Below are 22062 nucleotides of genomic sequence, written 5' to 3' on the forward strand. Positions count from 1 at the left end.
GGGCCACCGGCCTGCCCACCCGAGAAATCTCTGCCCTGAACGAGCCGAAAGGGTCCGTCAGCAAGCTGACGGACCCTCATGCAAGATCGAGGCTAGATCAGATCCTTCTGCAGGTTGTGGGAGGTGGTCTCGTAGCCGAGCGACTCATAGAGCCGCTCGGCCGGGGCGTTGCCGGCGAAGACGTGCAGGCCGATCCGGTCCTTTTCGGCGGCGATCGCCTGGATCTCGGCGAGCAGCATGAGCGCCCGTCCGTGGCCGCGGCCGCGCCGGCGGGCGTCCGCCTCGACATCGAGCACGTACGCCATCTCCGACCACAGCCCCACCCACAGCGTCCCGACCGGCACGCCCTCGTGCTCCAACACGCTGATCAGGGTGTTCTCGCTGGCCAGACCGTCGGGCAGGAACGTGGCGTGGCCCTCGACGGCCTTCTTGCGAGCCTCCTCGGCGGACACTCCCCGCTCGACCATGCTGCGGACATACTGCTCGGCCTGGTACTCGATCCAAGGGCCGTACTCCGCCTCGGTCATGGGCCGGGCCGAGCTCCCCGTGGGCAGTTCCGGCGGGGTCGGCCCCAGCCGCTTGACCATGTTCCGGCTCCTGCGGACGTAGCCGAGTGCCGTGGCGAGGCGCAGGGCTCCCTCCGCCTCGCCGGGGACGGGTGCCTCGACGCGCTTGCAGCCCCAGGCCCGGGCGATCTCCTCCGCGGCCAGCACCGCCACCGTGCCGCGTCCGCGTCTGCGGTCCGGCTCCTCGATGCGCAGCTCGGTCAGCCGGGCCACCGTCGGGCCGAAGCCGGGGTCCGTGGACAGCCGTATCCCGCCCACGGGACGACTGTTCACACAGACCTGGTAGCGGCGCGACTGTGTGCCGTCCGCGTGGCGCTGAAGCGGCTCGGTCGGCCGCAGGGTCGTGGTCATCAGGGGTGTTCTACCCGCCCGGCAGGCTCGCGTCAGCCCGTTTTCCCGGGCCTCACGGGTCCAGGTCGGCGCCGGACCGCTCGTCGAAGATCCGCATGGCCTTGGCCGTCACCGGGCCCGCCGCGCCCGGCAGTTCGCGGTCGTCGACGCGGTGGACGGCCTGGACGTCGCGCAGGCTGGAGGTGAGGAAGACCTCGTCGGCCCGCTCCAGGACGTCCAGCGGCAGGTCGCTCTCCCTGGCCCCGGTCCACTCGACCGCCAACGCGCGCGTGATGCCCGCGAGACAGCCGGAGGCGAGCGGCGGGGTGTGGATCTCACCGTCGAGGACGACGAAGACGTTCGACCCGGTGCCCTCGCAGAGTTGGCCGACGGTGTTGGCGAACAGGGCCTCGGAGGCGCCGTGTTGGTGGGCGCGGGCGAGCGCGACGACGTTCTCGGCGTACGAGGTCGTCTTCAGGCCGGCCAGGGCGCCGCGTTCGTTGCGGGTCCAGGGGACGGTGATGACGGCCGTGGAATCCGGGCGGCGGGCGGTCTCGCCGAGGGCGACCACGAGGGTCGGGCCATGCTCGCCGCGGTCGGAGCCGAGGGGGCCGTGGCCGCCGGTGTAGGTGATGCGCAGCCGGCCGAGGGGTAGCGGGTTGGCCTGAAGTACGGCGGCGCAGGCGCGGCGGATCTCCTCGTGGTCGGGGTCGGGCAGACCGAGGCCGCGGGCCGAGCGGGTCAGCCGGTCGAGATGGCGGGTCAGCGCGAACGGCCTGCCGTCCACCGTCTTCACCGTCTCGAAGATGCCGTCGCCCACCGTCAGCCCGTGGTCGAACACGGACACGCGGGCGGACTCGATGTCCCTCAGCCCGCCGTCGAGCCAGATCTTCACGTCAGTCCCTCTCCGCTCACCAGGTCTCTGCCCGACGCTACCTCCAGCAGTCGGGCCGCCTTCAGCTCGGTCTCCCGCCACTCCCCCTCGGGATCGGAACCCCAGGTGATCCCGGCACCGGTCCCGAACCGCAGCACGGCCGTGCCGTCGGAAGCCCGGTCGATCCAGAACGTACGGATGCCGACGGCCAGCTCCCCTCTCCCCCGGTCGGCGTCCACCCAGCCGATGCCTCCGCAGTACGGGCCGCGGGGGGCGGTCTCCAGGACGTCGATGATCCGCAGGGCGCTGGACTTGGGGGCGCCGGTGACGGAGCCGGGCGGAAAGGCCGCCGTCAGCAGCTCGGGCCAGCCGGCACCGGCGCCCAGCTCGCCGCGGACCGTGGAGACGAGGTGGACCAGGCCCGGGTGCTTCTCCACCGCGCACAGGTCGGGAACGGTGACGCTGCCGGTGGCGCACACACGCCCGATGTCGTTGCGGACCAGGTCCACGATCATCACGTTCTCGGCGTAGTCCTTCTCCAGCAGGTCCGCCTCGGTGCGCCCGGTGCCCTTGATCGGCCCGGACTCGACGATCCGCCCGTCGCGGCGCAGGAACAGTTCGGGCGAGGCGGTGGCGATCTCGACGCCGTACCCGGGCAGCCGGATCGTTCCCGCGTACGGCGCCGGGTTGCCGCGGGCCAGCAGCGCGGTGAGGGCGTCCACGTCGGCGTCCGGCGCGACGGGTGCGGTCAGCACCCGGCAGAGGTTCGCCTGGTAGACCTCGCCGGCCTCGATGTGCTCCCGGATCCGGCGCACACCGGCCGTGTACGCGGCGCGGTCGAGGGAGGACGTCCAGTCACCGGGCCCGGGTCCCCGCCACTCCCCCGGCACCGGCGCGGGCACCGGCTCCTGTCGTACGTCCCGGAAGCGGGCGCAGGTCAGACGGCCCTCGAAGTCCGCGACGACGGCCCAGAAACCGGTGGAGTCGAGGGCCGCGGGGTCGCTGGTGACGTCGAGGAGGCCGGTGGCGACGCGGGTGCCGAAGCGGGCGAGGGGAGGTAGGTCGAGCACGCCGTCGAGTCTAGGGTGGGTGTCCGAAAGGTGACCTCGGCATGTCCCCGCGGATGCCCAGGCCACGCCCGTGAGCAGGCGCAGCGCAGCACGCTGCGCAAACGCGTTTTTGTACTGGCCCGGGAATCCGCTAGAGTTCAACACGTCGCCGGGCCGCGGGAGCGGAACGAAACGACAAGCGGACGTAGCTCAGTTGGTAGAGCGCAACCTTGCCAAGGTTGAGGTCGCGAGTTCGAGCCTCGTCGTCCGCTCGAAGGATCAAGGGGATCTTCCCGGACCCCCGCACTCCTGGTGGAGTGGCCGAGAGGCGAGGCAACGGCCTGCAAAGCCGTCTACACGGGTTCAAATCCCGTCTCCACCTCCAAGGACGATTAGCTCAGCGGGAGAGCGCTTCCCTGACACGGAAGAGGTCACTGGTTCAATCCCAGTATCGTCCACTGGAGCCTCACGGCTTCGACCCGCGCGATTAGCTCAGCGGGAGAGCGCTTCCCTGACACGGAAGAGGTCACTGGTTCAATCCCAGTATCGCGCACGCAGTACATGTGATCTTTTCGGCCTCGGCTTCGACTCGGCTGTCGATCACGTACCGAGGACGATTAGCTCAGCGGGAGAGCGCTTCCCTGACACGGAAGAGGTCACTGGTTCAATCCCAGTATCGTCCACACACGAAGAAGCCCCCGGCCCTGCGGCCGGGGGCTTCTTCGTGTGCCGGACGTCAGCTGGAGAACAGCATGTGACCGAAGCTCTTGTGGCGGTGGTGACCGCCGTGGTGGCCTCCGTAGTGACCGCCTCCGTGGCCGCCGTGCGGGGCGCCCCATGCGGGCGCGGGCGGGGCCGGGTAGGCCTGCGGGGCGGGCGGGGGCGGCGGCGCCGGCTGGGACCACTGCGACTCCAGGCGGGTCAGCGCCTCCAGCTCGCCGTAGTCGAGAAAGATCCCCCGGCAGCCGCTGCACTGCTCGATCTGGACGCCGTTGCGGTTGTACGTGTGCATCGGCGCATGGCACTTCGGACACTGCATGCTCGGCTCAACTCCTCGCCCGTCGGTCCTGCTTCGCGTTTCCCCAGGACAGACTCCGTCCTGGCGCGCTCGGTTGCACCTTACTTCGCGGAATCGGGGGGCAACTGCGGCGGGACGGAACCCATTCGGGCACATGCGTCGATCACCGACATCTCGATCTCATCCAGGCGGCGGTCCTCCGTGATCGCCTTGGTGACGGCCCGGGCGGCGGTCTGGACGGTGAGGGCGCGGGCCGTGGTGTCCAGCGCGGGCCAGGGGTCGCCCGTGGCGGGGACGGCCGTGCCGCCTTCCGCACGATAGGTGTCGAGGAAGCGGGTCCACTCGTCCGGCGGGAGGAGACCGCAGGCGTACCAGGCCGCCGGGCGGGCGAGGTCCCAGGCGGGGACGCCGGTGCCGAGGTCGTCGACGTCGATGAGGCGCCAGGGGCCGTCGGGGGCGGGGTGGCGGACGAGCTGGCCGAGGTGGAGGTCGCCGTGGCAGAGGGTGGTGGCGTCCGGCATCGGGGCCTCGGCGCGGGCCCAGGCGGGGAGGGTGTGCCAGGCGCGGAGGACCAGGCGTGCGGCGGAGTGGGGTGCGGCGGCGGTCGCGGTGGCGCTGATGAGGCGGGCGATGGCGTGGGCCGCCTTGGCGGGGCCGCGCATGGGTGGGACGGGGGTGGGGGGTGGGGTGCGGTGGAGGTGGGCGAGAAGGGTGGCGGCGGCTTCCCAGGGGGCGGCGTCTGGGTCGTCCGGGTCCACGGGGGTGCCGTAGGGCCAGAAGGTGACGAGGCGGTTGTGCAGGGCGGTGGGGGTGGAGGTGAGGGGAGGGAGGAAGAGGCTGGGGAGGTGGGCGGCGGTTTTGAGGCGTGGGGTGAGCGTGGTGTGGGACGTGTTGGGGGCGTGCGCCTTGGCGACGGTGTTCGCGTGGCGGACGACCGTGGTGTCGGGGCGGTCGGCGAGGGTGGTGGTGGGGCAGGGGCAGGTGGGGGCGGGGTTGGGGGTGAGAGTGTGGGCCTTGGCCTTGAGTTGGGTGGTGAGGTCGGGGAGCAGGGGGGTGGTCACGGGGTGTGGCTCCCTGGGGCGGGGTGTGTTGCTGGCGGAAGCGTACGGGGGGTGGGGCGGGTGGCGCTGTGGCTGGGGTTTCTCGCCCCCGCCGCCCCTACCCGTCCCATCCTCCAGGGGCTGCCGCCCCTTCGACCCCGCTCTCAGGCGGGCTCCGCCCCCTGGACCCCCGCCGGGGCTGCGCCCCTGGACCCCATCGGGGTTCCGCCTCTCGAGCCCATCGGGGCTGGGCCTCTCGACCCCATCAGCGCTCCGCCCCGGACCCGATCGGTCCTTCGGGCCCCGTCCTCGAACGCCGGACGGGCTGAAGACGCATGAACCGGCAGCCGGAGACGGGAAAAAGCAATGCCGGCGCAGCTCCCCAGCTGCGCCGGCATTTTTGCCGTCCGCCGCACCCCCGTCCCCACGGGGTTTCATGGGTGGATGTCCCCGCCCGGACCGCTCTTCCGGGCCTGGGGTCGCCGCTCAGCGCCCCAGCATCACGCCCACGGACGACGCCTGTGTGGCCACTGTCTCCCAGCCGTCGAAGACGAAGAAGAGCAGGGCCGCCAGGGGGAGGACCATGATCGTCGCCACCAACGGGTGGCGCCGGCCCGTGCGACGCGGACGGAGCGTCGTGCGCTCCAGCCTGCGGAACTGTGTCCGCGGTGCCGTCAGAGCCATGGTCCCTCTCCTGACCGTCTCAGTTGTCGTTGGCAGCGGCGGGTGTCTGACCTCGGGGGACGAGTGCTGCACCCGCCGCTTGACCTCAAATCTAGGCTTCCGGCGCTCTTCGCACGTCATGCCCTCGTACCGATTGCCGGGCCTCCCGGAGGATGAGCCGTGCGGTGGTGAGTACTCCCCTGGGTGGAGACGGGGACCTAGGTCTCAGGGTCTTCCCCGAGGGGACGCCCGCCGTGTACCGGCTTTTCCGAACTGTCCTCCCTGGGTACCGGCTGCTCCACCAGCGCCAGGACCCGGTTGGCCATGAAGCGGGCCGTGCGGACCACGGAGCCGTTGCGGGTGACTTCGCTCACTTCCACGACACCGCGCCGTACCGCCGTCTCCACCCTGCGGCCCGCTCTGCTCGCCACCACCTCGTAAGTGCGGGTCGTGTCCCCCGCGTCCACCACTATCTCCACGCGATCACCCTTCACGGGTTCAATCCCCCTTCTGTGATGGATGGTTGGGAGACCGGCAGGCATGAAGTGCGGTTGGTTCCGGGCCCCCTGACCACCCTTCAAGTCTCCCACCCGGCACTGACAATCGATCGGGACGAGAGGGCGCGGCCTCTGCGCGCGGGCGGCCGTGGAAACGTAAGCTGTGCCACGTCACACGGACCGGGCAGCGGGGATGAACATGGCGATGATGCGCCTGAGGCGCGAGGACCCGCGCGTCGTCGGCTCGTTCAAGCTTCACAGACGGCTCGGCGCGGGTGGGATGGGCGTTGTGTACCTGGGCTCCGACAAGAAGGGGCAGCGGGTCGCACTGAAGGTCATCCGGCCGGACCTGGCGGAGGATCAGGAGTTCCGCTCGCGGTTCGCGCGTGAGGTGTCGGCCGCGCGGCGGATCCGGGGCGGGTGCACGGCCCGGCTGGTCGCCGCCGATCTGGAGGCCGACCGGCCCTGGTTCGCCACCCAGTACGTGCCCGGGCCCTCGCTGCACGACAAGGTCGCCGACGAGGGTTCGCTGAGCGCGGCCGAGGTCGCCGCGATCGGGGCCGCCCTGTCGGAGGGGCTGGTCGCGGTGCACGAGGCCGGCGTGGTGCACCGGGATCTCAAGCCGTCCAACATCCTGCTGTCCCCCAAGGGGCCGCGGATCATCGACTTCGGCATCGCCTGGGCGACCGGGGCGTCGACGCTCACCCATGTCGGCACGGCCGTCGGCTCGCCGGGCTTCCTCGCGCCCGAGCAGGTGCGCGGGGCCACGGTCACGCCGGCCACGGACGTCTTCTCCCTGGGCGCGACCCTGGCGTACGCCGCCATGGCCGACTCGCCCTTCGGACACGGCAGTTCCGAGGTGATGCTGTACCGGGTGGTGCACGAGGAGCCGCAGCTGCACGGCGTACCGGACGCCCTGGCTCCGCTGGTGCGGGCCTGTCTGGCGAAGGACCCGGAGGAGCGGCCCAGCACGCTGCAGCTGTCGCTGCGTCTGAAGGAGATCGCCGCGCGCGAGGCGCAGGGGCTCGGTGAGGCAGGGCCGCCCTCGCCGCGTGCCGCGGAGGCGGACCGGCCCACCGGGCGGCTCGCCGACACCTATCCCGACCAGCAGCGGCGCCCGCAGGGGACGCCGCCGCCGAGGGGTACCTCGCCCTCGTCCCGGGGTTCGGCTCCGGTGCGGGGCGGTGGGGTTCCCTCGCGGGGTTCCGGTCCCGCGGGTCCGGGCAGTGGATCGCGGGACTCCGGCGTCTCCGGCCCGGGCGGTGCGGCACGGAACGGCGCGGCGCCTTCCTCGCGGGGTGGCTCCGCGCGCTCCGGCGCGCGGCCCACGCCGGCCTCGCGGGGCGGCACCCGCTCCGGCAGCGGGAACCGGCCCGCACCGCGCAGTGGTACGGGGCGTCCGGCGCCCAGGACCACGGGGACGGGCCGGCGTCCGGCCAATCCGCGGCTGCTGCGGCAGCGGCTGTTCGTCTTCGTCGTCGTGACACTGCTGGTCGCGCTCGGCATCGCCGCGGCACAGGGCTGCCAGGGGCCGGCGCACGGCCTGGGCGGCGGCCGGGGTGTCGTACAGGAGCAGCAGCGTCAGGCCGGGGAGCCGGGGCGCGCATAGGCGCGCCGTCCGGGCACGTTGCTGACGGCAGAGCCAGACGTCACAGCCCCGGAAGGATGCGCTCGAAGAACTCCAGGTCGCCCTCGAAGACGGGGGTCAGAGTCAGGAACTCCTCCGGGGTGACCCAGCGGAAGTCGGCGACCTCGGCCGGGTCGGGGACCACCTCGCCGGTGGGTGCGTCCGCCGTCCACCAGTGGAGGCGGAACACGCCGTCGTCGGTGTCGGACTCCCAGACCTTGGCGAGGGGTACGGCGGTGAGGCCGACCTCTTCCCTGATCTCCCGGACGACGGCCTCCCGCTGGGTCTCCCCCGGTTCGACCTTGCCGCTCAGGGGCTGCCAGTAGCCGGGGCGGGCGACCGACGCGGCGCGGCATATCGCCAGGACGCGGTCGCCGCGGCGCAGGACCGCGACGATCGCCTCGCGCTGCGCCATCAGCCCTGGGGGCGGCCGGTGGCCACCGCGTAGAAGGCGACCGCGGCCGCCGCGCCCACGTTCAGGGAGTCCACGCCGTGGGACATCGGGATGCGGACCCATTCGTCGGCGGCGACCAGGGCCTGGGTGGACAGGCCGTCCCCCTCGGCGCCGAGCATCAGGGCGACGCGGTCCATCTTGTGCGGGGCGGCCTCGTCGAGGGATCTCGCCTTCTCGTCCGGGGTGAGCGCGAGGAGGGTGAAGCCGGCCTCGCGGACCGACTCCAGACCTTTGGGCCAGGTGTCGAGGCGGGCGTAGGGCACGGAGAAGACCGCGCCCATGGAGACCTTGACGCTGCGGCGGTAGAGGGGGTCGGCGCAGTCCGGGGACAGCAGGACCGCGTCCATGCCGAGGGCCGCGGCCGAGCGGAAGATCGCACCGATGTTGGTGTGGTCGTTGACCGACTCCATGACGACGACCCGGCGGGTGGTCTGCAGGAGTTCGGCGGCCGTGGGCAGGGGTTTGCGCTGCATGGAGGCGAGTGCGCCGCGGTGCACGTGGTAGCCGGTGACCTGCTCGGCGAGCTCGGGGCTGACCGCGTACACGGGCGCCGGGAGTTCGTCGATGACGTCCCGCATCACGTCGACCCACTTGGCGGACAGCAGCATCGAGCGCATCTCGTACCCGGCGTCCTTGGCACGTCTGATGACCTTCTCGCCCTCGGCGATGAACAGGCCCTCGGCCGGTTCTCGTTTGCGGCGCAGTTCCACGTCGGTCAGGCCCGTGTAGTCGCGCAGGCGGGGGTCGTCGGGATCCTCGACGGTGATGAGATCGGCCACAGGGTGATACTGCCTTGTCCTGGGTGTGGTGCCAACGGCTCGGAACGGGTTGTGTTACCCGGGGTTACTCGACCGCTCGCGGGCCCACTCCCACGACCTCACCGATGACGATGACCGACGGCGCCTTCACCCCGTGCGTACGGACCGCCTCCGCGACCGTCGCGAGGGTCGCGTCCACCCGGCGCTGGGCGGCCGTGGTTCCCTCCTGGACCAGGGCGACCGGGGTCTCCGGGGCCTTGCCGTGGGCGACCAGGGTCTCGGCGATCTTCCCGATCTTGTCGACGCCCATGAGGACCACCAGCGTGCCGGACACCTTCGCCAGCGCCGGCCAGTCGATCAGCGACCGCTCGTCGTCGGGGGCGACATGCCCGCTGACCACGGTGAACGCCTGCGCGAGCCCGCGGTGGGTGACCGAGATGCCGGCCGCGCCCGGCACCGAGATGGAGCTGGAGATGCCGGGGACGACCGTGCAGGGGATGCCGGCCTCGGCGAGCGCCTGGATCTCCTCCATGCCGCGGCCGAAGACGAAGGGGTCGCCGCCCTTGAGCCGGACGACCGACCTGCCCTGTTTGGCGTGCTCGATCAGCGCGTTGTTGATGGCCTCCTGGGCCATGAAGCGGCCGTAGGGCAGCTTCGCCGCGTCGATCACCTCGACGTGCGGCGGCAGTTCGGCGAGCAGGTCGCGCGGGCCGAGGTGGTCGGCGATGACGACGTCGGCCTCGGCCAGCAGCCGGCGGCCGCGGACGGTGATGAGGTCCGGGTCGCCGGGTCCGCCGCCGACGAGGGCGACGCCGGGTGTGCGGCCGCGGTGGTGCGGGGCGACGAGGGTACCGTCGCGCAGCCCCTCGACGACCGCGTCGCGGATGGCCGCGGTGCGGCGCGGGTCAGGGCTGTGCGTGTCGGTGGTCAGGACGGCGACGGTGACGCCCTCGCTGTGGCCGGTGGCCGGCGTCCAGGCCGTCGCGGCCTCGGCGTCGTCGGAGCGCACGCACCACACCCGGTGGCGTTCGGCCTCGGCGGAGGCCCGGGTGTTCGCCTCGCGGTCGCCGGTGGCGATGAGGGCGTACCAGGCGTCGGCGAGGTCGCCCTCCTCGTAGGGGCGCCTCGCCCAGGTGATCTCACCCGCGTCCGCCATCGCCTCGACGGAGGGGGTCGCCTCCGGGGAGACGAGCAGGACGTCCGCGCCCGCCGCGATCAGGGCCGGCAGCCGGCGCTGGGCGACCTGGCCGCCGCCGAGCACGACCACTTTGCGGCCCAAGAGGCGGAGACCTACGGGGTAGGCGGGGTGTTCGGCCATGAGGTGCGGCTCCTCGTCCTGCTGGCAATGCGATGGGCGCTACGGCACTGGAGCAGCCCTGACGTGCGGATTTCGATGATGGGGTTCAGCGTACGGCCGGGGTGGGACGCGCGCAGGAGCGCGTACCCCACCCCGGTACGGGAGCTACTTCTCGGTGACGCCCGCGGAGTCGAAGGTCGCCACCTCGTGCATGGCCCGGGCCGTGCTCTGCACCAGCGGCAGGGCGAGCAGGGCGCCCGTGCCCTCGCCGAGCCGGAGGTCGAGGTCGACCAGGGGGCGCAGGCCCAGCTTGTTGAGGGCCGCCACATGGCCGGGCTCGGCACTGCGGTGACCGGCGATGCAGGCCGCGAGGACCTCGGGGGCGATGGCGCGGGCCACCAGGGCGGCGGCGCCGGCGCTGACGCCGTCCAGGATGACCGGCGTGCGCAGGGAGGCGCCGCCGAGCAACAGGCCCACCATCGCCGCGTGTTCGAAGCCGCCGATCGCGGCGAGCACGCCGATGGGGTCGGCCGGGTCCGGCTGGTGGAGTTCGATGGCGCGCCGCACGACCTCGGTCTTGCGGGCCAGCGTCTCGTCGTTGATGCCGGTGCCGCGGCCGGTGACCTCGGCGGGGTCGGTGTCCGTGAACACCGAGATGAGCGCGGCGGACGCGGTGGTGTTCGCGATGCCCATCTCGCCGGTCAGCAGCGCCTTGTTGCCGGCCGCCACCAGGTCACGGGCCGTCTCGATGCCGACCTCGATGGCCTGCCTGGCCTCCTCGCGGGTCATGGCGGGGCCCGTGGTCATGTCGGACGTGCCGGCGCGGACCTTGCGGGGCAGCAGGCCCGGGGTCGCGGGAAGGTCGGAGGCGACACCGACGTCCACGACGCACACCTCGGCGCCGACCTGACCCGCGAAGGCGTTGCAGACCGCTCCGCCGCCGAGGAAGTTGGCCACCATCTGGGCGGTGACCTCCTGCGGCCAGGGGGTGACGCCCTGGGCGTGCACGCCGTGGTCGCCGGCGAAGATCGCGACGGCCGCGGGCTCCGGGATCGGCGGCGGGCACTGGCGGGACAGCCCGGACAGCTGGGCGGAGATGATCTCCAGCATGCCGAGCGCGCCGGCCGGTTTGGTCATCCGCTTCTGCCGCTCCCAGGCCTCGCCGAGCGCCTTGGCGTCCAGCGGGCGGATCTGGGCGACGGTCTCGGAGAGCAGGTCGTGCGGCTCCTCACCGGGCAGGGCACGGCGGCCGTACGTCTCCTCGTGCACGACCCAGGACAGCGGACGGCGCTTGGACCAGCCGGCCTGCATCAGCTCGGGCTCGTCCGGGAACTCGTCGACGTAGCCGACGCACAGGTAGGCGATGACCTCCAGATGCTCGGGCAGACCCAGCGCGCGGACCATCTCCCGCTCGTCGAAGAAGCTGACCCAGCCGACGCCGAGGCCTTCGGCGCGTGCGGCGAGCCAGAGGTTCTCGACGGCGAGGGCGGCGGAGTACGGCGCCATCTGCGGCTGGGTGTGCCGGCCGAGGGTGTGCCGGCCGCCGCGGGTCGGGTCGGCGGTGACGACGATGTTCACCGGGGTGTCGAGGATGGCCTCGATCTTCAGTTCCTTGAACTGCTTGGCCCGCCCCTTGGGGAGCGACTTCGCGTACGCGTCCCGCTGGCGCATGGCCAGTTCGTGCATGCTGCGCCGGGTGTCGGCGGAGCGGATGACGACGAAGTCCCAGGGCTGCGAGTGGCCCACGGACGGGGCGGTGTGCGCGGCCTCCAGGACGCGGAGCAGCACCTCGTGCGGGATGGGGTCGGCGCGGAAGCCGTTGCGGATGTCGCGTCGTTCGCGCATCACCTTCAGCACGGCCTCGCGCTCGGCGTCGTCGTAGGCGGGCGCGGCCGGGCCGGTGGACTGGCGGACTTCTTCCACGGGGGCCGTGCTCTCTTCCTGGTCGGCGGCCCGGGTGTCCAGGTCGTCCGCGTGCTGTACGAGTTCGGGATCGGCCTCGCGCGGGGCGGGGACCGGCGCGACCGCCTCCGGCGCGTCCTCCGGGGGGAGGGTGAGCGCGTGGGGCGGGGTCGGCGCGAGATGGGGCGTGGTCGGGACCGAGCCCTCCACGGGGACGAACTGCCCGAGGGACTGGCCGGCTTGGGGCTCCGCCGTGAGTCCGGGCTGCTCCTCGGTGGCCGTTACGGCGGAGTCCGCGGAGTCTGTGACGGCTACGGGCTGGGGCGCGTTCGCCAAGTCCGCCGAGAGGGAAGCGTGGTGCTCCGGGGCGTTCATTACGGGGCCCTGAAGGGCGGTCGCCGGGTCCGGGATCGGGCTCGCGGCCGCTACGACCTGGAGGTCGGCGGGCGTGATCGGCTCCAGGCCCGGGGCGGGCTGTCTGTCCACGTGCTGGGACCGCGCGGGGACATCCGTGGAAACCGTGTCCTCGGCCGGCGCCGGAGAACCGTCCGCCGGGTGAGACGTGTGGGGAGCCGCCGGGAAGGGGGTGCTCTCCGGAGCTTCGGGGGTTACGGCGGTGTCGGGGCCCTGCGTCGGTACGGCCGTGTCGGTCGGCTGGGCGGGCGCGAGGTCGGCGGAGTCCGCGGCCTGGCCGGCGTCCGGCGCCATGACCTCCGGCGCCTGGATGGCCTCGACCGTGTCGGACACATCGCCGGCCTCGGATCCGCCGACGCCGCTCTCCTGATCGCTTTCGGGCGCCGCGAGCTCGGCGAGCTGGTGGTCACTCGCGAGTGCCGCGGGCTGAGCGTCCTCGGCCGGCTCGGTTGCCGGAACCGGTACGGCCTCCGTGAGCCGATCGGCGTCCGGGCCGGCCTCGCCTCCCAGGGCCGCCACGGTCTGCGCGGCAGGCGCGGCCTCGTCGGCCGGCCCGCCGTGCGGGTCGCCTTCGGCGCGGGGAGCCGGCTCCGCCTCGGGAACCGAAGCGGTCGTATCGGCCTGCTCAGCGACGGCTTCCGGGGTGGGCACGGCACCCGCGCCCTCTCCACGGGCAGCGGCGGAGCCGTCCGCGACCGGGTGCCCGGCTGCCACGACGCCGGCCGTCACGGGCCCGCCGTCCGCGGAGCCGGGGGCGGCCCCGAGCTGACCGCTCTGCGAGCTGTGCGCGGCACTGTCGGCGTCCGCGGACGCCACGACGGAACCGCCGAGAGCGACCTCGCCGTCCGGCCCGGAGCCGACACCATGCGCGAGCGCGGCGCTCAGCGCGGACTGGGCGGCATCACCGGGCACGGCGCCATGCCCGGACTCGGCGCCATGGCCGGGGTCGGCGACCTGGCCGGCCTCCGCACCCTGGCCCGGCTCACTCTCGTTTCCGGACTCCACACCGTGACCGGGCACACCGCCCTGTCCGGGCTCCTCGGCATGGCCGGGCCGAGCGACCTGTCCGACCTCCAGGCCCTGACCAGGCTCACCCTCGTGTCCGGACTCCGCGCCATGTCCGAGCACACCGCCCTGCCCAGGCTCCTCACCGTGACCAAGCGCACTGCCGTGCTCGGGCTGCGCGCCATGGCCGACCAGATCGCCCTGCCCGGGCTGGACGCCGTGGTCTGGCACAGCGCCCTGCCCAGGCTCCTCGCCATGGCCGAGTTCGCCGGCCTGCGAGCTCAGTCCGCTCGGGCCGCTCTGGTCGTTCGGGCCGCTCCCGGCACCGGGGGCGACGGCGTCGCCCTGCCCGGCCTCGGCCAGTGGCTCACCGTGCTGGGTCGCAGCACCATGGGCGTTCCCCGCAGCAGGCTCCGGACGGCCGAGTTCCCCGCCGTGCCCCGCCGCGGCCTGCGTGTTCTCGGCTCCGGTCATGGCCTGGGCGAACTCGCCCTGCGCGACGTACCCGGTCTCCTGTCCCTGGACGGCAGTGGCCTCGGTCGTGATGCGGGCCATCACCGCCTGGGCGGCGCCCAGGGGCTCCGCGGGGTGGCTCGGGGACGGAACAACCGTTTCCGCAGCCGGTGTCCCGGGGGCCACCGAGGGCTGGGGCGGGGCGCCCCAGGGGGCCGCACCCTGCGGGGGCGCGTCGAGGTATTCGGGGCCGACCGTCGGCGGACCGGGGTGGCGGACCGGGGCGCCCGCGGGGCCGCGGTCGGCGAGGGAGCGGACCGGGCTGGCGGACGCGTCGGGGGTGGGCGGGCCGAGGTGCAGCGGGCGGCGCGGGGTGATCGGCGGGATCGGCACGGACGGGGCCGCGGGCGCCGGGGCCGGGTCGGGCAGGCGGACGCCGCCGAGGTCGACCGAGCCGCTGTCGCGGCCCGCCGTCTCGTGCGGGCCCGGCTCGTGCACGGTCTCGACGACCGGCTCGGGCGCGGGCGGGGCGACCTCGTTGCCCCAGGGGCTCTGCGCGCCCGGCAGCAGCAACAGGTCTTCGTCCTCGGCGGTGGTCTCGGAGAGGTAGGTGTACGCACCGTGCGCGGGAACGCCCGGCTGTTCCACCATGCCTGAGTTCTCCGGCAGTCCCTCGCCCGGGACCTGGCCGGTGTCGGTCATGCGTACCCCTCGCCCATCGGTTAGTGCTTCTCGGTCCAGCCACCGGGAACGGCGCACCGACCGCCCCCGCAGTGAAGAACGAGCGTGCGTGCCCAGCGGCACGAACGACCCGCCCGTAAAAGGCGACAAAGCCATTCAGTGGCATTGTCCCGGTCGTCCCGCCGTCGCGACAGCTTGATCCGCGACGGTCCGCTGTGGACTGCGCCACGTTGCGCGTCCTCCGGTTTCGGCGTACCACACCCACCCCAAAAGGGGCGCGTTTTCCGGACATTGACGAACGAAACGCCGGGCCACCCGGTGCGGTACGACGGTCGGCCAGCCTACCGCGAGCGGTACGACGAGCGGATCACCGGGAGGGAAGAAAACAGGATCACTGGGACGGCAGTGGAATCACGGGGCGCGCTCCGGGAGCGCGCCGCTGAGCAGGAACGCGACGCTCCGCTCCGTCTCCGTCCAGGCCCTGGTGTCGAGTTCGACGGACTGCAGCAGGGCGCACTCGACCCGGTAGCCGTGCTCGGTGAGGTCCCGGCCGATGAGTTCGGCCTCGTCGCGGGTGGCCGCGTGGGTGACGATGCGCTGTGGCCGTCGGTCGGCGACCGCGGAGACCACGGCCGCTCCCCCGCCGCCGACGCGCACGACGTCGGGCTCGGGGAGGTTCTCCAGTACGTGCGGGGCGGTGCCCTGCACGACCTGGAGCTGGAGTCCGAAGGCGCGCGCGTTGGCATCGGTCCGTTCGCAGGCGCGCGGGTCGTGGTCGACGGCGATGACGGCGGCGCCGGCGCGGGCGGCCTCGGTGGCGAACGCACCGCTGCCGCAGCCGATGTCCCACACCAGGTCGCCGACGCGCGGGCCGAGCCGGGCGAGTTGGGCGGCGCGCAGCGGTTCCAGTTCGCCCTCGCCCATGAGACCGCCGTAGGACTCGGCGGGCAGCGTCCAGCCGCGGGGGGCCGCGGCGGGGTCGCGGCCGGCGATCCAGCCGCCGCCGTCCGCGGGGCCGGCGGTGCCGCCGACGACGATGACGACGTTCGGGTCGCGCCAGGTGTGGTCGGCGGCCTTGTCGGAGGTGACGACGGTGACCTGTTCGCGTTCGGTGCCGAGTTCCTCGCAGATGACGAAGGTGCGGTGCACGCCCTCCATGAGCAGGCCGAGTTCGGCGGGGCCGGCGCCGGGTGAGGTGAGGACGGCGACCTTGGTGTGGGCGCGGCACACGTTCACCGCGCGTCGCAGGGTGCGGCGGTGGGCGACGACCACTTGTGCGTCGTCCCAGGGCATGCCGGCGCGGGCGAAGGCGGCGGCGACGGAGGAGACGGCGGGGACCACCTCCACCTCGAGGCCGAACTCGGGTGCGCGCAGGGTCCGTACGACGCCGAAGAAGCCGGGGTCGCCGTCCGCGATGACGACCGCGGTGCCGCGGTGGCGGGCGACGCGGCGGGCGGCGAGGGCGACGCTGCCGAGCCGGATGCGTTCGGCGTGGGGCGGTACCTCGGGCAGCGCCAGATGGTGGGCGGCACCGGCCACCAGGGTCGCGGCGCCCAGGGCGGAGCGTGCCGCGGCGGTCAGCGGCGATCCGTCCCACCCGATCACCGTGACGCGGTCGGCCATAGTCGTCGGTCTCCAGGGGATTTACGCAGGTCGGGCTCCGTGAGGGTACCTCTCGGTGCCCCCAGGGTTCAGTTCCAGTCGGTGAAGGAGGTGAAACCACCGGTGTCAGCCAGTTGTTCGCTGACTCCGGCGAGGTCCTCCGGCAGGAGGCTCCAGACGATGACGTCGGTGCGTACGTCGGCCCATTCGCCGTCACCGGTCCTGGCACGGGCTATCCAGGCGTTGCGCAGGATGCCCTCGCTGATGCAGCCGATCTTCTGGGCCACCTGCTGGGAGGCGGTGTTGTCGGCGGCGGTGCGCAGCTCCAGGCGCTCGAACTTCTGGTCCTGGAAGAGCCACTGGGCGGTGACGAGCGCCGCTTCCGAGGCGTAGCCCTCGCCACGGGCCCAGGGGGCGATGACGTAGGCGATCTCGGTGGAGCGGACGCGCCAGTCCGTGTTCCGGAGGTGCACGATGCCGACGAGGCGTTGGGTGAGGAACTCCGTCACCGCGAAGACGATGCCACGGCCCTCGGTCCGTTCGGCCGGGGCGAGTTGGGTGGCCCAGCGGTGGGCGTCGGCCTCGGTGTAGGGGTGCGGGGCGGAGGTCCAGGCGACGACCTGCTCGTCGTTCATCATCTCGACCAGCGCGGACGTGTCGTCCTCGTCGAATGGACGCAGCACCAACCGCTCCGTGCTGATGGAGATGTTGGGGAAGGTGCTCGCCATGCGCCGCTCCGTAACCGCTGGAAAATGTTCAGGGTCCTGCTGAACTGCCCAGCATGCAGCATGGCCCCCCGGAACCGCACCACGGGGTCCACTGCAAGTAAGCGCGTGGACCCCGTGCGTGCCGATACGCCGTATACGTGCCGTCGGCACAGAACGCCCCGGCTCAGAAGGACGGGATGACCGAGCCCTGGTACTTGTCCTCGATGAACTTCTTCACCTCGGGCGAGGTGAGCAGCTTGGCGAGCTTCTTCACGCGCGGGTCCTTCTCGTTGCCCTTCTTCACCGCGAGGAAGTTGCCGTACGGGCTGTTCTTCGCGGACTCCAGGACGAGTGCGTCCTTGGCGGGCTTGATGCCCGCGGAGATGGCGTAGTTGCCGTTGACGACGGCGGCGTCCACGTCGTCCAGGGAGCGCGCGGTCTGGGCCGCCTCGACTTCCTTGAACTTCAGGTTCCCGGGGTTCTTGGCGATGTCCTGCGGGGTCGCCTCGTTGCCGGCGCCGTCCTTGAGCGTGATGAGGCCGTTCGCGGCGAGCAGCTTGAGGGCGCGTGCCTCGTTCACCGCGTCGTTCGGGACGGCGATCGTCGCGCCGCTCTTGAGGGCGTCGGCCTTCTTGACCTTGTGGGAGTAGAGGCCGAGCGGCTCCAGGTGCACCGTGACGACGGGCACGATGTGGGTGCCGCGCTTGGTGTTGAAGTCGTCGAGGTAGGGCTGGTTCTGGAAGTAGTTGGCGTCGACGGAGCCGTCCTCGGTGGCGGTGTTCGGGACGATGTAGTCCTGGAACTCCTTGACCTCCAGGTCGAGTCCGGCCTTCTTCGCCAGGTTGTCCTTCACGTAGTTCAGGATCTCGGCGTGCGGGGTGGGGCTCGCGGCGACGACCAGCGGTCCGCTGTAGTCGGAGGAGCTCGATGCCGAGTCCGAGCCCGACCCGCAGGCGGTGAGCCCGAAGGTGAGGGCTCCGGCGGCGAGGACGGCGGTGCTCAGCTTTGCGGTGTTACGCACGAAAAGTGCCTTTCCTTTTGGGTGCAGTGACCCCGCGGTCGGTGGTGCGGGGAGTCCGAGAGGGGCGCCGGCGGCGCCTACGAGACCTTGGCGACGTCGGCCGCGGCCGGCTCCTCGGCCTTCAGCAGCCGCAGCTTCGGCACGGGTCCGGAGCGTCCGCCCCGGGAGTGCAGCGAGCGGGCCGCGAAGTCGCCGGCGAACTGGATGACGGAGATGACCACGGCGAGGATCGCCACGGTGATCCACATCAACTCGGTCTCGAAGCGCTGGTAGCCGTAGCGGATGGCGATGTCGCCGAGTCCGCCGGCACCGACCGTGCCGGCCATGGCGGAGTAGCCGATGAGGGCGACGATGGTGGTCGTGGTGCTGGCGATCAGCGAGGGCAGGGCCTCCGGTACGAGGACCTTGCGGACGATCGTCCAGGTGTTGCCGCCCATCGACTGCACGGCCTCGACGAGACCGCCGTCCACTTCGCGGACAGCCGTCTCGACCAGGCGGGCGAAGAAGGGGATGGCGCCGATGGCCAGCGGCACGATGGCGGCCTCGCGGCCGATGGTCGTGCCGGTGATCCAGCGGGTGAAGGTCATCAGCGCGACCATGAGGATGATGAACGGCATCGAGCGGGCGATGTTCACGACCTGCCCGATGACCTTGTTGGCGAGGACGTTCTGCAGCAGTCCGCCCCGGTCGGTGAGGACGAGCAGGATGCCGAGCGGAAGCCCGCCGACGACGGCGATCAGGGTGGACCAGCCGACCATGTAGAGGGTGTCCCAACACGCCTGGGACAGCAGGGGCTGCATCTCGGACCAGGTCACTCGGCACCTTCCTTCACCAGCTGGGGCGCGCCCACGATGTCGATCCGCAGGCCCTGTTCGCGCAGGAAGCCGATCGGTACGACGTTGTCCTCGTAGCGGCCGGGCAGTTCGATGCGCATCCGGCCGACCTGGAGGCCGCCGACGGTGTCGATGGCGGCGCCGAGGATCGATATGTCGATGTTGTAGGTGCGCGAGAGCTGGGAGATCACGGGCTGCGTGGCGGCCTCGCCCTGGAAGGTGACGTCGACGACCGTGCGGTCCTCGCCGGTGGCGTCGCCGTCGACCGGGAAGAGCGCGGAGGCCAGTTCGGAGCCGGGGGTGGCGAGCAGTTCGCCGACCGTGCCGGACTCGACGATGCGGCCGTTCTCCATCAGCGCGGCCGAGTCGCAGACCGACTTCACGACGTCCATCTCGTGGGTGATGAGCAGGACGGTGAGGCCGAGCTGCCGGTTGAGGTCGCGCAGCAGCTGGAGGATGGAGCGGGTGGTCCCCGGGTCGAGGGCGCTGGTGGCCTCGTCGGACAGCAGCACCTCGGGGTCGCCGGCCAGGGCGCGGGCGATGCCGACCCGCTGCTTCTGGCCGCCGGAGAGCTGGGCGGGGTAGGCGCTCGCCTTGTCGGCGAGGCCGACGAGTTCCAGCAGTTCCAGCGCCTTGCGCGAGCGCTCCCGACCTGAGGTGCCGAGGATCTCCAGGGGCAGTTCGACGTTGTCCTGGACGGTGCGCGAGGAGAGCAGGTTGAAGTGCTGGAAGACCATGCCGATGCGGCTGCGCGCCCGCCGCAGCTCCTTGCCGGCCCGGGGACCGCGTCCCGCGAGGGCGGTGAGGTCCTGACCGGCGACGGTGACCGTGCCGGAGGTGGGGCGTTCCAGCAGGTTGACGCAGCGGATGAGGGAGGACTTGCCGGCGCCGGACTGGCCGATGACGCCGTACACCTCGCCTTCGCGGACATGCAGGTCGACGCCGTCCAGGGCGGTGACCTCACGGCCGCGTGAGCGGTAGACCTTGGTCAGGCCTGAAGTCGTGATCACTGGGGTTTTCCGTCACTGTCGAGTACGCGGGCGTGGGTGTGCCCGGGTACGGGAGGAAAGTCGTGCGCGGGGGCGGGTCGGTCACACGCGTCGCTCAGGACGCGGGGACATGCCGCGGCGGCTCGCTTCGGGGGGCGAGACTCGGGGTGGTGCGGGGGCCCTCTAGAAGGCGCACATTCGACACGTACAACGAGCACCGGGCGTCATGGTCGCCTCGGTCGCATGGGTGCGGCAGCTCGTCGTGGTCATGCGATCAGTAAAGCAGACGTATGGGAGCGGCCAAGAACGCGTTGTCCACATGGCGGACAGTGCTGGACAGGGGTCGGCGGCGACGGACCATTTCCGCCGTAATAAGGTCACGACATGCTCACCGTCCTGACCCTGGTGACCGGGGTCGCCGCGCTGCTGCTCGCCGCCTGGTGCGGCTGGGCCGCCTATCGGGACCAGCCGACCAAGGACTGGCACTTCATCGGCATGGCCGTGGTGTCGCTGCTGGCCGTGGTGCAGCTGGGGGTCGGGATCGTGCTGCTGGCGCGCGGCGAGAAGCCGGAGCAGGGGACGACGATCTTCGTGGCGTATCTGCTGGGCGCCTTCGCGTGCGTGCCGGCGGCGGGCTTCATGTCGCTCGCGGAGCGCACCCGCTGGGGTTCGGTGACGGTGGCCGCCGGCGGTGTGGTGCTGGCCGTGCTCGAGGTGCGGCTCTATGACATCTGGGGAGGCTGAGGTGGCCGTGACGGAGGAGAAGCCGACCAGGACACGGTTGATCAGCGGGCCGGGCATGCTGCTCGTCTGGTTCTACGGCGTGATGGTCGTCGGTGCGGTCTCGCGCTCCGTCTACCAGATCGCGACCGAGTTCGACCGGGCCCCGCTCGCCTACTCGCTGTCCGCCGTCGCCGGCGTCGTCTACGGCTTCATCACGTACACGCTGGTGCGCGGCGGGGAGACGGCCCGCAAGGCGGCGCAGTTCTGCTGCGCCGCCGAACTCGCGGGCGTGCTGATCGTCGGCACCTGGACGCTGGTCGACAAGTCGGCCTTCCCGGACGCGACGGTGTGGTCGGACTACGGCATGGGGTACGTGTTCATCCCGGTGCTGCTGCCGATCTCGGCGCTGTACTGGCTGCGCAGGAACCGCGCCGTCACGCCGTAGTGGCGTAGGCCTCGGCCGGCTTCTCCAGGACGATCATCGGTACGCCGTCGGCACCCTGGGAGGTACCGACCGTCTCGTAGCCGACGCGGCGGTACAGGCGGAGGTTGCCCTCGCTGCGATGGCCGGTGTGCAGCCGGAACCGCTTGGCACCGCGCTCCTCCACCAGGGCCGTCTCGGCGGCGCGCAGCAGCCGCGCTCCGATGCCGTGGCCCTGCAGACGGGGGTGGACGCAGAGCTTGCCGATGGAGGCGGAGCCGTCCTCGGTGACGTGACCGCGCACCGAACCGACCACCTCCTCGCCGAGGCGCGCGACGAAGACGCAGTCGGAGGCCACCTCCTGGCGGACCGAGTCCAGACTCTGGACGAGCGGGTCGATGCGGTAGTTGCCGTACAGCGCCGCCTCGCTCTGGAAGCACAGGTACTGCAGCCTGAAGATCTGCTCCACGTCCTGCTCGGTCGCCACCGAGATGGTCACGCTCATGCCCATGTGCGCACGCCTCCCGCTCACCTGATCGCCACGTTGTCCCTCACTCCTATCCCCGCGCTCAGCGGGCCGCAACCTCCGATGTGAGCAAACGGCGAAGACATCCCAGACATCTGGAGCGTTCCGGGCCGAGACTTCCTTGTGAGATACCCAACTCCCCCGCGATTTCCCGGTATGTCAGGTCTTTCGGCGAGAGCAGCGCCTCCAGCAGACGCGGACAGCGCCCGGGAAGGCGGCGGACCGCGTCCCGCAGGGCCCGCCCGCGGGCGGCGGCGAGGGCGAGGTGCTCGGGGTCACGGCCGGTGTCGTCCACGGGCTCGTCGGCGTACGGCCTTTCGAGACGGTTCGTACGGCGGCTGCGGCGCACCTCGGAGCGGACGGCCCGGCGCAGCCAGCCGTGCGGGTCGCGGGGCGGCCCGGCGGAGTCGAGACGCTCCAGCAGCCGGAGCCAGACCGCCTGTTCCAGGTCGGCGGGTTCCGTACCGGAGGCATGTGCCTCGGCCGAGGCCTCGGCGGTGAGCAGGGGGCGCAGGGTGGCGAGGAGATCGTGCGTCATATGCGGCACGACGCGGCCGCCCGGGCGGTGGGTTGCCCGGGCGGCCGGCTGTTCACCCCAACCGGAGCCGGACG

General features: G+C 72.1%; 21 protein-coding genes and 5 tRNA genes. 8 read left to right on the forward strand and 18 right to left on the reverse strand.

All coding sequences use genetic code 11. The features are described from left to right. Positions 1-92 precede the first annotated feature (92 nt). Genes ABZ453_RS38865 through ABZ453_RS38875 form a run of 3 tightly spaced genes read right to left on the reverse strand, consistent with a single transcriptional unit; the run spans position 93 to position 2840 of the window. Positions 93-917, reverse strand: a complete 825-nt coding sequence (locus tag ABZ453_RS38865) for a GNAT family N-acetyltransferase (RefSeq protein ID WP_359022814.1) — start codon at positions 915-917, stop codon at positions 93-95. A gap of 52 nt (positions 918-969) precedes the next feature. Continuing rightward, positions 970-1791, reverse strand: coding sequence for an aminodeoxychorismate lyase (locus ABZ453_RS38870; RefSeq protein WP_359022816.1), 822 nt, complete (start codon positions 1789-1791; stop codon positions 970-972). Then, positions 1788-2840: a chorismate-binding protein gene (locus ABZ453_RS38875; RefSeq protein ID WP_359022818.1), complete on the reverse strand. Its 1053-nt coding sequence runs from the start codon at positions 2838-2840 to the stop codon at positions 1788-1790. Before ABZ453_RS38875 ends, ABZ453_RS38870 begins: the two co-directional genes overlap by 4 nt. 178 nt (positions 2841-3018) lie before the next feature. Here ABZ453_RS38875 and ABZ453_RS38880 point away from each other — a divergent pair. From ABZ453_RS38880 to ABZ453_RS38900, 5 genes are all read left to right on the forward strand, one after another. After that, positions 3019-3091, forward strand: a tRNA-Gly gene (locus tag ABZ453_RS38880). 39 nt (positions 3092-3130) lie between these two features. After that, positions 3131-3204 (forward strand) — tRNA-Cys (locus tag ABZ453_RS38885). A gap of 1 nt (position 3205) precedes the next feature. Then, positions 3206-3277 (forward strand) — tRNA-Val (locus ABZ453_RS38890). Between the two features lie 23 nt (positions 3278-3300). After that, positions 3301-3372 (forward strand) — tRNA-Val (locus ABZ453_RS38895). A gap of 58 nt (positions 3373-3430) precedes the next feature. Beyond that, a tRNA-Val gene (locus tag ABZ453_RS38900) sits at positions 3431-3502 on the forward strand. Positions 3503-3555: 53 nt separating this feature from the next. Here ABZ453_RS38900 and ABZ453_RS38905 read toward each other — a convergent pair. From ABZ453_RS38905 to ABZ453_RS38920, 4 genes are all read right to left on the reverse strand, one after another. After that, positions 3556-3858, reverse strand: coding sequence for a zf-TFIIB domain-containing protein (locus tag ABZ453_RS38905; RefSeq protein ID WP_133044921.1), 303 nt, complete (start codon positions 3856-3858; stop codon positions 3556-3558). Positions 3859-3938: 80 nt separating this feature from the next. Beyond that, positions 3939-4898 (reverse strand): aminoglycoside phosphotransferase family protein, encoded by a 960-nt coding sequence (locus tag ABZ453_RS38910; protein ID WP_359022820.1) that lies wholly within the window; start codon positions 4896-4898, stop codon positions 3939-3941. A gap of 465 nt (positions 4899-5363) precedes the next feature. Then, positions 5364-5561 carry a hypothetical protein gene (locus tag ABZ453_RS38915; RefSeq protein ID WP_356764376.1) on the reverse strand — a complete coding sequence of 66 codons (198 nt, stop codon included), beginning with the start codon at positions 5559-5561 and terminating at the stop codon, positions 5364-5366. 197 nt (positions 5562-5758) lie between these two features. Continuing rightward, positions 5759-6034, reverse strand: coding sequence for a hypothetical protein (locus tag ABZ453_RS38920; protein WP_359022823.1), 276 nt, complete (start codon positions 6032-6034; stop codon positions 5759-5761). Positions 6035-6230: 196 nt separating this feature from the next. Between ABZ453_RS38920 and ABZ453_RS38925 the strand changes: the two genes are divergently transcribed. After that, complete coding sequence (locus ABZ453_RS38925; protein WP_359022923.1) at positions 6231-7646, forward strand: protein kinase; 1416 nt, start codon at positions 6231-6233, stop codon at positions 7644-7646. Positions 7647-7686: 40 nt separating this feature from the next. Here the strand turns inward: ABZ453_RS38925 and ABZ453_RS38930 are convergent, their stop codons facing one another. The 9 genes from ABZ453_RS38930 to ABZ453_RS38970 all read right to left on the reverse strand — a co-directional run bounded on the left by ABZ453_RS38930 (position 7687) and on the right by ABZ453_RS38970 (position 19801). Continuing rightward, a complete protein-coding gene (locus ABZ453_RS38930; RefSeq protein ID WP_133044925.1) occupies positions 7687-8079 on the reverse strand; it encodes an NUDIX domain-containing protein in 393 nt (130 codons plus the stop codon). Next, positions 8079-8897 (reverse strand): RNA methyltransferase, encoded by an 819-nt coding sequence (locus tag ABZ453_RS38935; RefSeq protein ID WP_240863337.1) that lies wholly within the window; start codon positions 8895-8897, stop codon positions 8079-8081. Before ABZ453_RS38935 ends, ABZ453_RS38930 begins: the two co-directional genes overlap by 1 nt. Before the next feature lie 64 nt (positions 8898-8961). Continuing rightward, positions 8962-10194: a uroporphyrinogen-III C-methyltransferase gene (gene cobA / locus ABZ453_RS38940; RefSeq protein WP_359022826.1), complete on the reverse strand. Its 1233-nt coding sequence runs from the start codon at positions 10192-10194 to the stop codon at positions 8962-8964. A 144-nt stretch (positions 10195-10338) separates the two neighbouring features. Continuing rightward, a complete protein-coding gene (gene cobT / locus ABZ453_RS38945) occupies positions 10339-14649 on the reverse strand; it encodes a nicotinate-nucleotide--dimethylbenzimidazole phosphoribosyltransferase (protein WP_359022828.1) in 4311 nt (1436 codons plus the stop codon). A 390-nt stretch (positions 14650-15039) separates the two neighbouring features. After that, complete coding sequence (gene cbiE, locus ABZ453_RS38950; RefSeq protein WP_359022830.1) at positions 15040-16251, reverse strand: precorrin-6y C5,15-methyltransferase (decarboxylating) subunit CbiE; 1212 nt, start codon at positions 16249-16251, stop codon at positions 15040-15042. 68 nt (positions 16252-16319) lie between these two features. Then, the gene (locus ABZ453_RS38955) at positions 16320-16958 is read right to left on the reverse strand and encodes a GNAT family N-acetyltransferase (protein WP_359022832.1); all 639 of its coding nucleotides are present in this window, start codon (positions 16956-16958) and stop codon (positions 16320-16322) included. Positions 16959-17121: 163 nt separating this feature from the next. Continuing rightward, positions 17122-17958, reverse strand: coding sequence for a MetQ/NlpA family ABC transporter substrate-binding protein (locus ABZ453_RS38960; RefSeq protein ID WP_359022833.1), 837 nt, complete (start codon positions 17956-17958; stop codon positions 17122-17124). Positions 17959-18035: 77 nt separating this feature from the next. Beyond that, positions 18036-18773, reverse strand: coding sequence for a methionine ABC transporter permease (locus ABZ453_RS38965; RefSeq protein WP_359022835.1), 738 nt, complete (start codon positions 18771-18773; stop codon positions 18036-18038). Then, a complete protein-coding gene (locus ABZ453_RS38970) occupies positions 18770-19801 on the reverse strand; it encodes an ATP-binding cassette domain-containing protein (protein WP_359022837.1) in 1032 nt (343 codons plus the stop codon). Before ABZ453_RS38970 ends, ABZ453_RS38965 begins: the two co-directional genes overlap by 4 nt. A gap of 363 nt (positions 19802-20164) precedes the next feature. On the opposite strand from ABZ453_RS38970, the gene ABZ453_RS38975 reads away from it, so the two are divergent. Next, positions 20165-20524, forward strand: coding sequence for a hypothetical protein (locus tag ABZ453_RS38975; protein WP_359022839.1), 360 nt, complete (start codon positions 20165-20167; stop codon positions 20522-20524). Further along, positions 20505-20948 (forward strand): hypothetical protein, encoded by a 444-nt coding sequence (locus ABZ453_RS38980; RefSeq protein ID WP_359022841.1) that lies wholly within the window; start codon positions 20505-20507, stop codon positions 20946-20948. The genes ABZ453_RS38975 and ABZ453_RS38980 overlap by 20 nt, the downstream gene beginning before the upstream one ends. Here ABZ453_RS38980 and ABZ453_RS38985 read toward each other — a convergent pair. Both ABZ453_RS38985 and ABZ453_RS38990 read right to left on the reverse strand, forming a co-directional pair. Next, complete coding sequence (locus tag ABZ453_RS38985; RefSeq protein WP_359022843.1) at positions 20938-21435, reverse strand: GNAT family N-acetyltransferase; 498 nt, start codon at positions 21433-21435, stop codon at positions 20938-20940. The two genes, ABZ453_RS38980 and ABZ453_RS38985, sit on opposite strands and share 11 nt — an antisense overlap. A gap of 58 nt (positions 21436-21493) precedes the next feature. Then, positions 21494-21988 carry a sigma-70 family RNA polymerase sigma factor gene (locus ABZ453_RS38990; RefSeq protein WP_359022845.1) on the reverse strand — a complete coding sequence of 165 codons (495 nt, stop codon included), beginning with the start codon at positions 21986-21988 and terminating at the stop codon, positions 21494-21496. Between the last annotated feature and the right edge of the window lie 74 nt (positions 21989-22062).

This window comes from Streptomyces sp. NPDC005799 (genome assembly GCF_040630525.1).
In the GTDB taxonomy this organism is placed as follows: domain Bacteria; phylum Actinomycetota; class Actinomycetes; order Streptomycetales; family Streptomycetaceae; genus Streptomyces; species Streptomyces griseorubiginosus_B.